This window comes from Dyadobacter jejuensis, from assembly GCF_003149085.1.
GTDB lineage: Bacteria > Bacteroidota > Bacteroidia > Cytophagales > Spirosomataceae > Dyadobacter > Dyadobacter jejuensis.
Genome location: NZ_QGDT01000003.1, coordinates 174,874 through 188,802, shown reverse-complemented (window position 1 = coordinate 188,802; position 13,929 = coordinate 174,874). Strand labels below are relative to the sequence as shown.

At 43.7% G+C, this 13,929-nt stretch carries 17 protein-coding genes; 13 read left to right on the top strand and 4 right to left on the bottom strand.

Features of this window, described 5'->3' with window-relative positions:
- Positions 1-92 precede the first annotated feature (92 nt).
- Positions 93-821, top strand: a complete 729-nt coding sequence (locus tag CLV98_RS07645; protein WP_310588706.1) for an alpha/beta hydrolase — start codon at positions 93-95, stop codon at positions 819-821.
- A gap of 38 nt (positions 822-859) precedes the next feature.
- Positions 860-1,318, top strand: coding sequence for a DUF1569 domain-containing protein (locus CLV98_RS07640; RefSeq protein WP_109673729.1), 459 nt, complete (start codon positions 860-862; stop codon positions 1,316-1,318).
- 36 nt (positions 1,319-1,354) lie between these two features.
- Here the strand turns inward: CLV98_RS07640 and CLV98_RS07635 are convergent, their stop codons facing one another.
- Positions 1,355-2,194: a sulfurtransferase gene (locus tag CLV98_RS07635; protein WP_109673728.1), complete on the bottom strand. Its 840-nt coding sequence runs from the start codon at positions 2,192-2,194 to the stop codon at positions 1,355-1,357.
- A 550-nt stretch (positions 2,195-2,744) separates the two neighbouring features.
- Here CLV98_RS07635 and CLV98_RS07630 point away from each other — a divergent pair.
- The 10 genes from CLV98_RS07630 (at position 2,745) to CLV98_RS07585 (ending at position 9,692) form a co-directional block, all read left to right on the top strand.
- The gene (locus tag CLV98_RS07630) at positions 2,745-3,320 is read left to right on the top strand and encodes a sigma-70 family RNA polymerase sigma factor (RefSeq protein ID WP_109673727.1); all 576 of its coding nucleotides are present in this window, start codon (positions 2,745-2,747) and stop codon (positions 3,318-3,320) included.
- 12 nt (positions 3,321-3,332) lie between these two features.
- Positions 3,333-3,587: an anti-sigma factor family protein gene (locus tag CLV98_RS24300; RefSeq protein WP_109673726.1), complete on the top strand. Its 255-nt coding sequence runs from the start codon at positions 3,333-3,335 to the stop codon at positions 3,585-3,587.
- A gap of 58 nt (positions 3,588-3,645) precedes the next feature.
- Positions 3,646-4,056, top strand: coding sequence for a DoxX family protein (locus CLV98_RS07620; RefSeq protein ID WP_109673725.1), 411 nt, complete (start codon positions 3,646-3,648; stop codon positions 4,054-4,056).
- Between the two features lie 107 nt (positions 4,057-4,163).
- A complete protein-coding gene (locus CLV98_RS07615) occupies positions 4,164-4,664 on the top strand; it encodes a hypothetical protein (RefSeq protein WP_109673724.1) in 501 nt (166 codons plus the stop codon).
- Between the two features lie 122 nt (positions 4,665-4,786).
- Entirely contained in the window at positions 4,787-5,524 is a 738-nt protein-coding gene (locus CLV98_RS07610; RefSeq protein WP_109673723.1) for a hypothetical protein, read from the top strand.
- A 23-nt stretch (positions 5,525-5,547) separates the two neighbouring features.
- A complete protein-coding gene (locus tag CLV98_RS07605) occupies positions 5,548-5,970 on the top strand; it encodes a DM13 domain-containing protein (RefSeq protein ID WP_109673722.1) in 423 nt (140 codons plus the stop codon).
- A 24-nt stretch (positions 5,971-5,994) separates the two neighbouring features.
- Positions 5,995-6,537 (top strand): YceI family protein, encoded by a 543-nt coding sequence (locus CLV98_RS07600; protein WP_109673721.1) that lies wholly within the window; start codon positions 5,995-5,997, stop codon positions 6,535-6,537.
- A gap of 39 nt (positions 6,538-6,576) precedes the next feature.
- Positions 6,577-7,320 carry an NRDE family protein gene (locus CLV98_RS07595; protein ID WP_109673720.1) on the top strand — a complete coding sequence of 248 codons (744 nt, stop codon included), beginning with the start codon at positions 6,577-6,579 and terminating at the stop codon, positions 7,318-7,320.
- A complete protein-coding gene (locus CLV98_RS07590; RefSeq protein WP_109673719.1) occupies positions 7,317-8,381 on the top strand; it encodes a D-alanine--D-alanine ligase in 1,065 nt (354 codons plus the stop codon). The genes CLV98_RS07595 and CLV98_RS07590 overlap by 4 nt, the downstream gene beginning before the upstream one ends.
- Positions 8,382-8,588: 207 nt before the next feature.
- Entirely contained in the window at positions 8,589-9,692 is a 1,104-nt protein-coding gene (locus tag CLV98_RS07585; RefSeq protein WP_109673718.1) for a glycosyltransferase family 4 protein, read from the top strand.
- On the opposite strand, the gene CLV98_RS07580 is transcribed toward CLV98_RS07585, so the two are convergent.
- Genes CLV98_RS07580 through CLV98_RS07570 form a run of 3 tightly spaced genes read right to left on the bottom strand, consistent with a single transcriptional unit; the run spans position 9,682 to position 12,816 of the window.
- On the bottom strand, positions 9,682-10,503 hold the full coding sequence (locus CLV98_RS07580) for an alpha-1,2-fucosyltransferase (protein ID WP_109673717.1): 822 nt from the start codon (positions 10,501-10,503) through the stop codon (positions 9,682-9,684). The two genes, CLV98_RS07585 and CLV98_RS07580, sit on opposite strands and share 11 nt — an antisense overlap.
- Before the next feature lie 22 nt (positions 10,504-10,525).
- Complete coding sequence (locus tag CLV98_RS07575; RefSeq protein ID WP_109673716.1) at positions 10,526-11,866, bottom strand: flippase; 1,341 nt, start codon at positions 11,864-11,866, stop codon at positions 10,526-10,528.
- Complete coding sequence (locus CLV98_RS07570) at positions 11,863-12,816, bottom strand: hypothetical protein (protein WP_109673715.1); 954 nt, start codon at positions 12,814-12,816, stop codon at positions 11,863-11,865. The genes CLV98_RS07575 and CLV98_RS07570 overlap by 4 nt, the downstream gene beginning before the upstream one ends.
- A 247-nt stretch (positions 12,817-13,063) precedes the next feature.
- Between CLV98_RS07570 and CLV98_RS07565 the strand changes: the two genes are divergently transcribed.
- Positions 13,064-13,927, top strand: coding sequence for a glycosyltransferase family 2 protein (locus CLV98_RS07565; RefSeq protein ID WP_109673714.1), 864 nt, complete (start codon positions 13,064-13,066; stop codon positions 13,925-13,927).
- Positions 13,928-13,929 lie beyond the last annotated feature (2 nt).

Sequence of the window (13,929 nt, the reverse complement as noted above, 5' to 3'; positions counted from 1 at the left end):
AACACTTTACCCTAACCCTACACAGTTTTTTTTTCATCCTAAACTTAGCCAGAGCCGCACAAATCGATACGGTACAAACCTATAGTACCGTTATGAAGAAAACCATCAAAGCGGTTGTGATTACTCCTAACGACTATCAGTCCCTACAAGGCCCTCTGCCAGTTGTATATCTATTGCATGGCTATGGAGACCGGTATGATGGTTGGCTCAAAAAGGGAAAAGGCTTTGAAACAGCCGCCGACCTCCACAACATGATTATTGTTTGTCCCGATGGCAATGTCTCTAGTTGGTATTGGGATAGTCCCAAAGACCAGAACTGGCAATATGAAACATATATCAGCAAAGAACTCGTCCCATACATCGACCAGCATTACAAAACCATAGCCCAACCCAATGGGCGTGGCATCACGGGTCTGAGTATGGGGGGCCATGGGGCCTTATTTTTGGCTATCCGACACCAAGATGTATTTGGCGTGGCCGGAAGTATGAGCGGAGGGGTGGACATCAGGCCTTTCCCCAAAAACTGGGAAATGGCGAAGCGATTAGGTACCTATGCGCAAAACCCTAGCGACTGGGAAAAATATACGGTCATGAATCAACTCCATCTATTGACCCCCAACTCATTAGCGCTCATCATCGACTGCGGAACAGACGATTTCTTTTATTCCGTTAACCAAGAGCTTCATCGGCAGCTGCTGTATCGAAACATCCCTCACGATTTTATAAGCCGTCCTGGAGGACACACCTGGCCTTATTGGAAGAATGCAGTCCAATACCAATTCCTATTTATGCGTAATTATTTCAGTAAAATGGATCGCTAAACGACTTCAATCTATACCGCATACTTAACCAACTAGCTATGGCCTTACCGAATATTTTTACTAAGGAGGTGACCGATTCATTAATCGGTCGCATCGAACACCTTACCCCTGCTACAACACCCACTTGGGGGAAGATGAACGTGGGTCAGATGCTCGCCCATTGTTGCGTCACCTATGAATATGTATTCGACTCAAAACACAAAAAGCCGAATGCATTTATGAAATTCATCTTAAAGAACTTTGTCAAAAACGCAGTTGTAAACGAGAAGCCCTACCCCCGTAACAGTAGAACGGCTCCCGATTTTATGATCACCGATGAACGGAACTTTGAAGCCGAAAAAGCGAGGTTGATCGAATTTCTGCGTAAAACACAACAATTAGGAGCCGAGCACTTCGACCAAAAAGAATCGCATTCCTTCGGCGTGCTAAGTGTCCACGAATGGAATAATATGTTTTATAAGCACCTCAATCACCATCTTACACAATTTGGTGTGTAACCTAGAATAGGGAGGGCTGGGACGCTCCCCACCCTCCTATTCTTTGGTAATCATTGGATTATCATTTCTCGACCATTCACTCCAGGAACCGACATACAGCCGGGCTCCAACCATCCCCGCATCTTCGAGGGCGGCCAGCGTATGGCAAGCGGTAACTCCCGATCCACAGTGTACGATCACTTTATTGGGATCCTTGTCGCCAAGGACTTCCTGATATTTTTGTTTTAGAACATCCGAAGGCAAATACAACCCATTCTCATCCAGATTTTCGGAAAAAGGAACGTTTACCGCCCCGGGAATATGGCCAGCCACCAAATCGATCGGTTCACTCTCCCCGTTATAGCGGTATGCCTCCCGAACATCGATCACCAATTGATCGGTCGACTCAGCGGCGGCGGCTACTTCTTCCATCGTTACCAAAGGAAGGTTCCAGCCAGTAGCCTCATATTCAAGGAAGTCGGTTAATGGTTCGGGTTCATCGGTAGTAATTGGTAGACCCGCCTGAATCAAAGCTGCTAACCCACCACTCACCAACATGACAGAAGGATGCCCGAGCGCTTTGAGCATCCACCAAAATCGTGCGGCAGCCATGGCCCCGTTTTTATCGTCATATACCATTACCTTCACCGACGGATCGATCCCTAACTTGGATAATAAGCGAGTAAAATCTTGGATGTTTGGCAAGGGATGCCTTCCCCCCTCTGAGGCGTCGCTGCCGACATTACTAAGGTCTGCGTCCAAGTCGACGAAGCGTGCACCTAGCAGATGCCCCTTCAAATAACGTTCATGGGCATCTTTGCCCCCTCGCGCATCTATAAGAATGGTGTCTCCGCTGGCACTAAGTGACGCAACCTCTACTGCAGTAATGATAGTCATATATTGGATTTTTAAAATGAATTAAATGATAGTTTAGATCATTCCGACTCTTGAAGGAAAGCGGGTTTTAACACTTGCATCACAACTTCTTATAAAGAGTCCTTTTTAAACAAAAAAAAAAAAAAATTGGCAGCTCTTGTAAGGATTGTATTACTCAATCGTCCTAAATAGGGCAATTAGGTGGAAATCGGATCCAAAATCAAATTTAGGTATTATTCAATCTAATAAAATCCTAATTTTAAAAAGACCAGTAAGCATAATAGCATATAAATGAGCCTGTCAAATTCCTTTATTTTTAAAAATTTTAACCTCTAGGATATGATTTTCTCCGGCACTAAATACCAGTATAGGGCATATTCCCAGGAAGTCCTAGCCATAAAATTAGCCATATATCATTGCCAAACAGACTAATTTCGATAGATTTAGGGGGGAGATCCGACAAACTATCTACAAAAATAAGTGGCCATTTAGTTATATAAACGTCCAAACTAGGCCTCCCATATCTTTATAGAACAGAAGGCAAGAATAATAGAACTGACAAATATCTTTTATGAAGCAACAAGAAGAAGTGGGCGAGCATCAGGCGACAGAATGGGTCAATACGCATGGTGATGCATTATACGCTTTTGCTGTAACCCGCATTAAAGACAAGGAATTATCAAAAGATCTCGTCCAAGAGACATTTATTGCTGCTTGGAAGGGATTCAAACAATTTAGAGGAGAAGCTTCCGTAAAAAGTTGGCTATTTTCTATTCTTAAAAATAAAATTGCAGATCATTTTCGTCGACAAAAATGGAGCGCTACGGAGATTGGCGATTATAATGACCAAGATCCATTTTTTGACGCTCATGAACATTGGGCCAAAACTACCTCACCCAAAACCTGGGAAGATGGAGCCGATACCTTATTGGAAAATCAAGAATTTTATAAAGTACTCGATTACTGCCAAGGAAAGCTCAATACGATTCAGAGAGCCGTGTTTAGTCTGAAATATGTGGAAGAAATGGGTACTGACATGATCACCGACGAGTTAAATCTAAGCCAAGCAAATTATTGGGTGATTATGCACCGAGCCAAACTTCAGTTGAGAGCCTGTATGGAATCTAATTGGTTTATCACAAGGTAATTTCCACACTAAATGTTCGTCAAAATTATGATCACTTGCAAAAAAGCTACAGAATACATTTTAAAAAGCGAGGATGGGGATTTAACCAATTCACAGAAACGTTCTCTGTGGTTTCACTTGATTATTTGTCGTATGTGCAAACGATTCGACCGCCAAAACACCTTACTCAACGCCGCCTTAAACAAAAAAGTCGGAGCCTCCTCCAAGCTCTCGGACGATGATAAGAATAAGATGATACGATCGATGGTTGAAGAAAAAAACGACTAAAATTGTAAGCTTTTAAAAGTTCGCCCGACTATACTCACATATCAAATACACTATCAACATGAAAAAACAATCCCCAATTCTTACTTGGATACTTCGTGGCGTTGCTGCCATTATATTATTTCAAAGTTTATTCTTTAAGTTTTCGGCTGCCGACGAGTCCGTATATATTTTCAGTACCTTGGGCATGGAGCCTTGGGGGAGGATTGGAAGTGGGGTAGCCGAGTCGATAGCCATCGTCTTGTTGCTCATACCAGCCACCACGGCCTTAGGAGCCTTGCTAGGCTTGGCAGTAATGACTGGAGCCATTGGAGCCCATCTCACCCAGCTTGGGATAGTGGTTCAGGACGATAATGGTCAGCTTTTCCTATACGCTTGTTTGGTGTTTTTGAGTTGTTTGTTTCTAGTTTTTATAAAAAAAGAACAACTCACGCATCTTAAAGACCGATTCTTTCGTAATGGTAAAGAATAATATCGGTCCTTATTATTTTATTTACATTTTCATCTAAGGTCCCATCCATAGGCCTTAAACCCTAGGAAGGTATCATTTAAACAAAAAATTATTACAGCCTTTACCCCATGACCTTAAAAGAGCCGATACGTCAATTAATTTATCAACTAAAGTATGCTATTGAGCAACTCGAACCTCAAGAGTACAGTATGGCTCTTTCCGCCCTCTCCAATGCGAGTATAGGACAGCATATAAGACATATTATAGAACTTTTTCAAGAACTTGAAAAAGGCTACCAGGTAGGAACGGTTAACTATGAATTAAGGGAGCGGGACTACAAAATCGAAACATCGCCGGCTTTTGCTTTGGAAATGCTGAAGAAAATTGAAAATAGCGTGGCGAAGGAGGATAAAGTGATGACTCTGATATCGGATTATAATTTGCAATGCTCCGAGCCCATCAGCCTCACGACTACCTACTATAGGGAACTCATTTACAATATAGAGCATACGGTACATCATATGGCCCTTATAAGGGTCGGATGGGGACAAGTCTGCGTACACCCCCTTCCTAAGGAGTTTGGAGTAGCGGTATCGACCCTAAAGTACCGACAAGCCATCACTCAATAAGCGGGAATTAAAAAAGCCAAACCTGCTTCCAATAGTACCTGAAAACGCTGCTTGAATTCGGGGTGACCAGGTATGCCCTAAAACTAAATTATCGTACATCAATCAAACTGAATCAAAAACCAATGAAAACCTCATTACTACTCGTATGTCTTTCCTTATGGCTTACACTTCCCAGCCTTGGGCAGTCTACCCACGACGCCTCACCCCTCAAAGTGGTAGACTTCGCCGCGACCGTGGGGAGTGCCAACGGAACGGTCGCACTTTCCTATGTTCATAATTGGCGATTGGGTAAGAAAAAAAGGATAGAAGCCGGTATTGGCGCCAGATTAACCACAGCCTTCGGAAAAAAGTTAGATTATACTACCGCCGGGCCAGCCAGTTTGACCCGGTCCTTTACCACCCCATTTTTAATCTTTTTTGCCGGCCAGCAAACTGAAAACTGGGATACCTTGTCCGTCCAACGCCCTTTGGTAAATGCACTAAACCTCACCGTTAATCTAGGTTATAACTTTAATTCGAGACTAAGTGCAGGATTTAATATCGATCTGATTGGCGCTAGCTTCGGGAGAAGTTCGTCGGCCATTTTACAGAGCAATGGTAATTTAAGGACCGAACCCTCGGCCAAACCAACCGTTTTCAATGTACTGCTTACTGGTGATCATGATAGAGGTTCTTTGAACTCCGAGTTTTTCTTAAAATACAAAATTAACAGCAACTGGGGTGTAAGAGCCATCTACCAATTTTTATTTACCGAGTATCAAACCCAAGACATCGTACAGATCGCTGGGGACGGCACAGAGATAGACCGATTCCGCAATAAGGCCAATAACTTCGGTTTGGGACTTACCTATCAATTTTAATAGCATCAACAAACAATCTACTCATGAAAACGTTAAGCATCTTGGCACTATTCGCAATAGCGATATGGTCCTGTAAAAATGAAGATATCAATACCCCTGACACCCCTATTATGGAAGAGGTAGACACCACCGCCACAACTGCCCAAAAGGGAGTCTTTGTCTCGGCCCCAGGCGAGACCGTCAAAGGGAATGCCAAAATCATCACGAGTGGCAGTACTTCTTCGCTCGTGCTCGAAAACCTAATGGCCAATAACGGGCCCGACCTGCATGTATATCTGGCCACCGACACTAAGGCCAGTAACTTCATCGACCTAGGCGCCCTCAAATCGACAAATGGAACCCAAGTGTATGTCCTACCTAACAACATCGATTTCGGCAACTATAAGTATGCCCTCATTCACTGCCAACAGTTCAATGTACTCTTTGGCAGCGCACTTCTTAACTAAATCAACAACTAAACGAACAAAAAAATGAAAAAAATCGCATTAAGTATGATGGTATTATGCGCCATGGTCGCCTTTAACACGGCCACGGCCCAAGTGATCAAACCGGTCGCAGACGGGTCCAAACTCGCCTTTAATATTAAAAATTTAGGTATTACCACCACAGGCTACTTTAAACAAATAGAAGGCACCATCAACTTTTCTCCAGCATCGCTGACTACGGCCTCTTTCGATGTATATATACCGACGGCATCTATCGATACCGACAATAATCTTCGAGATAGCCATTTAAAGAAAGAAGAATATTTTGACGTGACGAAATACCCTAAAATGCACTTTGTAAGTACCAAGGTAAGCCAGACAAGTGCGGGCAAGTATGTCATGATTGGAAATCTATCCATTAAAGACGTGACCAAAACCGTATCCATTCCCTTTACCGTCAAAGAACAAAGTGGAGGTTACTTATTTACAGGTGAGTTACCTCTCAATAGGCGGTCTTATCATGTGGGTGGCCGAAGCTTTACCCTTTCCGACGATCTGACCATCTCCTTGAAGGTATTGGCCAAATAATATACGGATCTACTTTATTTTGATTATTTTTAGTGCAATATGTGTACTGTAACCTACTTACCGACGCCTAAAGGCTATATTCTCACCTCCAACCGGGATGAGCAACATACGCGTTCTTTGGCTTTGGCTCCCCAAATATGGCCTCTGTCCGGCAATCAACAAGGTATATTCCCGAAGGATAGCCAGGCAGGAGGCTCCTGGGTGGGCACCAAGGATAATGGCTTTACGGCCGTCTTACTCAATGGGGCCTTTAAGGGCCATGTACCTCAGCCGCCCTATAGGAGGAGTCGCGGCCTCGTATTCTTAGACATTTTAGCGGCCGATCAGCCTCTAACGGCATTTAAGGAGTATCAACTAGAAGGGATCGAACCTTTTACCTTAATACTCCGTGTTGACACTGGTCTTTTTGAATGTCGCTGGGACGGTACTGTAGCGTACACCCGGCAATTGGACCCAACGGGGACCTACATTTGGTCGTCGACCACCCTGTATACCCAGCCAATTATCCATAAAAGGGAAAGCTGGTTTGAGCAATGGCTGTCGGAGGAGAAAAATATAGACCAGCAATCCATCGTTAAATTCCACCAATTTACTGGGGATGGGGATCCTCATAACGACCTGATGATGAACAGAAGTGGCACCGTATTCACCGTAAGTATTACTTCTATTGAGGTGGATACAAACTATACCAAGGTACAATACCTCGATCTGATCAAGCAAGAAGACCATCGGCAACAACTCCCTTTAATTCCGCATTCTCAATACGATACCAGCCTTTTATGAATCAGTTTTTATGGGTAAGGCGCTTCCTTATCCGACTTTTCAACTGGGAGTATTGGCCTTTCAACGTGGTCTATGCTCCTATGTTACCTTATTATTTATTTCTAGCAGCAAAGGCGAAATCCTTCTTTTTCTTTAACACTGCGAACCCGCTGATCAAAAACGGCGGGTTTTTACTGGAAAGTAAGAAGCAGATCTACGACTTACTTCCCAATGCCTACTACCCCAAAACCCTGCTTTTCGTCCCTGATACCAGGGCAGAAGTTGTAGCTGAAGAGGCAAAAAAACGAGGTATAGACTTCCCGTTTATAGCAAAGCCCGATATAGGCCAAAGGGGGATGATGGTAAAGCTAGTAAAGAATCGGAAAGATCTGGAAGACTATTTAAAGAATGTAGCAGTTGACTTTTTAATTCAGGAGTACATCTCTTACCCACATGAAATCGGTATTTTTTATACGCGGATACCAGGAGAGCCTCAAGGCACCATTACGGGGATTGTCGGAAAAGAATTTTTGACAATAACCGGCGACGGAATTAGCAGCATCAAGCAGTTGGTGATGGCGGAGCCCCGTTTTTTGCTTCAGTTGGAGGAGCTACAAAAAATGTATGGAGCATCTATGGATCATATACTAGCCAAGGGCGAACAGAAACTGTTAGTCCCCTATGGTAACCATAGCCGAGGATCAAAATTTGTAGACTTCACCTCCCGAGCCGATGCACAGCTCAGGCAAAGTATCAATGCGGTATGCAATTCTATTCCGGAATTCTATTTTGGACGTATGGACATCAAGTTCAACTCCTGGGAGGAGCTGCGTGCGGGTCAGCAATTCTCTATCATAGAACTCAATGGGGCCGGCAGTGAGCCCACCCATATGTACGATCCAAAACATTCTATTTTTTATGCTTGGGGTGAGATTATCAAGCATCTGGACCTATTGTACACCATTAGTATGATGAACCACCAAACTAAGGGCTTGCCTTTTATGAGCACCCGTGATGGGGTGGCTATGTTGAAAGAAAACAGTAGGCAGGTGGCCTTAATTTCGAATTCGAAACAAGCCTAGGCTATCGACTGAACCAGGCAAATGGGCTGGTCACTCCCCTATCAGACGCCCCTTCCTTAGCATGCGCTCCTACCGTATTACAAAAACTTCAGTATGGGGGTTAATAAATTCACTTTTCCTAACTAAATTACCGAACTATTTCGAATCAACATACAGAAATAACGGGACTCTACTAAGCAACCCATAGCATACTCAGCGAAAAACACGATGCCTAAAATACTGTTTGATCACCAGAAATTCACCACCCAAAGGTATGGGGGAATCAGTCGATATTTTGCCAATATTGTACAACAAATCGCACAATCGACCGATTTTAGCAGCGAGGTGGGCCTTCTTTATAGTCAAAACCACTATTTGAGTCCATCGGGAAATGAGCTGGATCGGTTTATGAGTCCATTATTGCGCCATCACCGCCTATCCGATTTGCTTTATAAAGCCAATCAAGCCTATAGCCATCGCCTGGTAAAAAAGGATGATTTCGACCTTTTCCATCCGACCTATTATGACACCTATTTTTTGGAGGACCTCAAAAAGCCTATGGTGACCACCATTCATGATATGACGTATGAGAAGCTACCCGAATACTTTTGGGCCCAGGATCCACTCACCCATAACAAACGCCTGCATATAGAAAGGGCAGATGCCATCATAGCCATTTCGGAAACGACCAAGTCCGATCTGATGCGCTATCATCGGGTCGACGAGGATAAAATTAGGGTCATATACCATGGCATAGACCTGAAACAACCCTTGGAGTTCGCCCCGGTCGAAGGCCTTCCTGACAGCTATTTGCTATATGTGGGGGACAGAAGTGGATACAAAAATTTCTACTTATTCATTGACGCCTTTAAGGCTATATCCCAGAAATATCCTAAACTTGAAGTAATTTTGACAGGAGGTGGACGCCTGGGCATAGCCGACCAAGAGCTCTTGCACAGGCTCGGGCTCACCCAGAAGGTAAAACATGTACAAGTTACCGACGAACAACTCAATACCTTATATAGCCGAGCCGAAATTTTCGTCTATCCGTCTTTGCACGAAGGCTTTGGACTCCCCATTTTGGAGGCCTTTAAAGCGAATTGTCCGGTATTACTCAGCGACACCCCCTGCTTCCGCGAGATAGCCCAATCGGCTGTGGCCTATTTCCAACCCCACTCCCTCGATGATTTTATTGAACAAATAGACCAGCTTCTCGCTCAGCCCGATCGTCGTACTCAGCTCGTACAACGGGGCAATAAACGGCTGCAAGACTTCCCTATAGAAAAATCTATAAAAGAAACCCTAGCCCTATACGTTTCACTTATGAAATAGCCGGCAACACGGCCTTCCATTCGAAGCGATCGGTCATGATACCCTTTGGATGCTCCCGACCAATTCGGAAGCCAAACCAATTTTCGGGCGCAATTACCCGGTTGGTTTTTGGACAAAGATAGGCCGCCCACCAAGCAAATGTACTATTAGAAATGATGGCTACGTCGGCATTTTGAATGAGTTGAAAGTCTATAATTTCAGAGTTAGAAGAGAAAATATAGTTAGGCTTTTCAGGGAATGACTGCCTCACGAAGGGCATGTCATCGCTCACAAATAGCACCTTATAGCTGTCAATATTCTCAATAGCTTCTAATTGACGCTGAAAATATTCGATGGGCAAGGAAATATCCCGCTTACCATACGAAAGATAATCGGTACGGCGTATATGAACTACTACCGTCTTATGATGATCAAACAAATCGCCAAACTGCCTCCTAAACTCCTCACGGTACCGTTCCTTGAGCCGGAAATTTGCGGGCTTAGGTAGTTGCTTGAGGTAGTAATCGGATTGGAAATAACCCTGATACATAGTAAAGTTGACCGGCGTATGTGGCTTAGGACTAAAAAAATTATGAACGAATACGTCTTCAAACTTCCAAAGCTTTGGTAGCATCCTGAACAGGAGCGAGCACAATTTATTATTCAAATAAAAGTTGGGCCAGAACCCCAAATCGAAGTACTTGGCCAAACTGGCATGATGCGGATTAGGAAAAAAATAATATTTTTTGCTATCCCTCGACTTTAAATATAAAAAGAAAGTATACTGAAAAAGTTGATTCCCTAGTCGACCATTAAATTTCACTCCTACCATTGTGGATCGTTGGTTTTATAAATTAACGGGCTATTCGTCCCTTAATATATTTGACATAAAACTCAGGGTAAAACTGCCACATAAACCGCAGCGTAGCCCATAGGCTAACTCCTATTTCCCTTTTTAAGATGATTTGAGCCACTGCGAAGCCCAAAATATTGGAAATAAGTGTAGCATAAGCGGCACCCATAACCCCTATTTTACTGATTAAGACATAGTTTAACCCCAGGTTCACGATGGTCGTCCCCAGTACGACCAAGAAAGTAGTCCTCGTTTTTCCTATAGAGTCCAGTATGGTACCAAACTGTCGACCATAGGGAATTAGCAGGCAATACAAGAGGGTTACTTGAAGCAGTGGGATGGTGTCGGCATATTTTTCGCCGGCAATAAAATGAATCACAAAATCAGAAAACAAAAACAGGAATATAACACCAGGAAGCACTAGTGCCAAGGTGGTACCCACCGATTTCTCATACAAATACTTGATGCCACTCTTACCTTCGGTTTCCATCCGACGCGAACTTTGTGGAAACACCACCACCGCTATGGCATTGCCCGGGATGTCGATTAGATTGGTAATGCGCACCGCAATATTAAAGGCTCCCGAGGCCGCAGGAGAGAGCATGGCCCCGAGCATCATCTGATCGACGGTTCCGGACAGTAAAGAGCTAACAGCCGTACCGAAGGCATATTTCCCATAGCCGAATAGTTTTTGCAACCACGCCTTACTCAAATTACGAACGAATCGAAAATAAGTTCTGACAAACCCATATGCGACCATGACCCCTATTAGGGCCGCCAATGCTTGTACCCATACGAGGGTAATCAGGGTAAGAGAATGCTCAAAAACATAAGACCATAATACCACCGCAAAGAAGATAAATTGACGTATAAAATTGGTGATAAATATGCCTTGAAACTGTAGGTTGGCCTGCTCAATGGCATTGAACTGAGTAAGGATTCCCGAAAGAATATACACCAGCATATACGTATATAACAGCCCCATCAGCTGAGGCGACGACCATAATGTGCTCAGATAAGGTGCAAAAACAAAAATGAGCCCGATACAAATTAGGGTTATAATTATACTAATAACCGAGGAGGCGGTGATGATAGCCGGGTGTTCCGATTCTTCGGCCGACGACAGGTATTTAACGAGGGCGTTTTGAATGAGCCCACTTCTAATGGCTTCGGCGATAGTAGTAACCGACATAAACAAAGTCCACACTCCAAAATCGTCCTTAGAAAGGACTCTAACGAGCATATAGAAGCCACCGAAACCGAAGAAAACTCCTGAAAAATTCTGAAGAATGTTGAGAATTCCCGATTTGAGCCAATATCCATCATTCTGTTTATCACTCATTCTACCACCACTTTTAGATAGTGATCCAAAACGATCTGCTTCACCTCCTCATCGGATTTGGCGTGAAAAATCTCGGCCCCAGAAAACTTCGGGTACAGCTTCTCGTAACATTTAAAATGGTGTTCAGGCCCCTTTTTCGACAGAATTAGGTTTTTCCCACCAAAATAACTCGCCAAGGTGGCCGTACCTCCGTGAATAGATAAGAAATCCGTTGCATTGGCATAAACCATCATTTGGAGGTGGTTGAAATTATTAGCCCCAGCTCTATTCTCCTGGTAGAGGTCCTCCATCAGTATCACCTCTGGATAATTGGCCTTCAGCCAGCTATACTCATCCATATCGTATATATCACTATTGTCCATGGTGATGTTCTGGGGGCGAGGCCGATTGTAGATAACCTGATAGCTCTTGCTTAATCTTTCGAGGATATAGTCTAGCAACTCAATACTAAAAAAGCTAACCGGCGGACCGTCCCACTCCATATTGTACCGATTGGCAATAATCAATATAGGCTTTTCATAAACATACACATCGTTTTGATACTTTTCCTTGAGAGGCACTGCCAACCATTTTTTCATGTCGTAATCCTGACTGTATAGGATCCTGGGCATTTCAAAATTGTAGTTCCCCTCGTTACATCGCGTATCGAAAGTCTCCTGATGATCCTCAGAGAAGAAGTACATCTCCTTGGTATATTTAGACGACGCGGTGGACTTGAGGGTTCCATTCTTGTAATGCCAATAGGCAAAGGGCAGCACGAATTGCAACTCTGGAGCAAACTCCCCGTCAAATGCTAATGCCTTATACTTGGGCTTGGTAAAGTAGTCCTTTACAATATACCTCAGCTGCCTCACTTGGCACTCGTAGGTGTGTCGATAATAGTATCGCAATTCCGAAGGTAAGCGACCATATCGAATCAAGACATAAAAACTTAATATTTTATTCAACATGAGTATGGGTGGGTATTGCCAATTGAACCCTTGAATCCATGGATTCAAAAATCCTAGATTTGACTGTATTCGTCAGAAAGTTATACAATAAATCTCAGACCCAAAAGTAGAATTTATTTGTATATTTAAATACTGTTCTAGGACAAATGTTTTGGAAACTACCGAAAAAAGGTTCAAATTATTTCAATTAACCTTAACTTTACCCTGTTAACGTAAAAAGAAGGTACTCAACGTTGGATTCACACTTATGTCCGTATTTAGAATGCCCCCCTGGGCAGAGCCCCATCTATATCCTAATTGCCGGTTTGACGACCTAACTACGGCGGAAATAGGCCTCTTAAAAGAAAGACTGAAGGGCTTTTGCCCCGAATTCCCGGAAGTGAGCATCGTGATTCCAGCATGGAATGAAGGCGATAATATCTTCAGGACCCTTTCCTCTTTATCGGCTAGCCGAAGCAAATTTGCCATAGAGATCATCGTGATCAACAACAATTCCACCGATCATACCCAAGAAGTACTCGACAAATTGGGGGTTATCAACTATTTACAAAAGCAACAAGGAACACCATTTGCCCGCCAAATGGGCTTGGAAAAGGCCAAAGGCAAGTACTTCCTCTGCGCTGACGCAGATACCTTATACCCACCCGATTGGGCGCAATGCATGGTAGAGCCTATGGCCGCTAGTTCCGATGTAACGGGCGTATATGGCCGCTATTCCTTCATTCCTCCTCCACAAGGGAAGCGTTTTGGCTTTTGGCTCTATGAGCTATTTACAGAGGTAATTATCCGAATTAGAAAGAACAAAAGGGAATACCTCAATATCTATGGCTTTAACATGGGCCTAGTCCGGCAAATAGGCCTGGAGACGGGAGGGTTTAAAGTGGACGGCAACCGGGTGTATAATGGAGTTGTAGGAAACGATAATGATAATGACGCCGAAGACGGACGGATGGCCAGAAACCTACGCACCCGAGGACGCATACATCATGTTACCGCACCACGAGCCAGGGTATTTACTTCTTCTCGACGGCTCATGGACGATGGCAGCTTATGGAAGGCCTTTACCAAAAGGATTCGTTACCAGTTAGGAATATTTAAGGAGTTCACATGAGG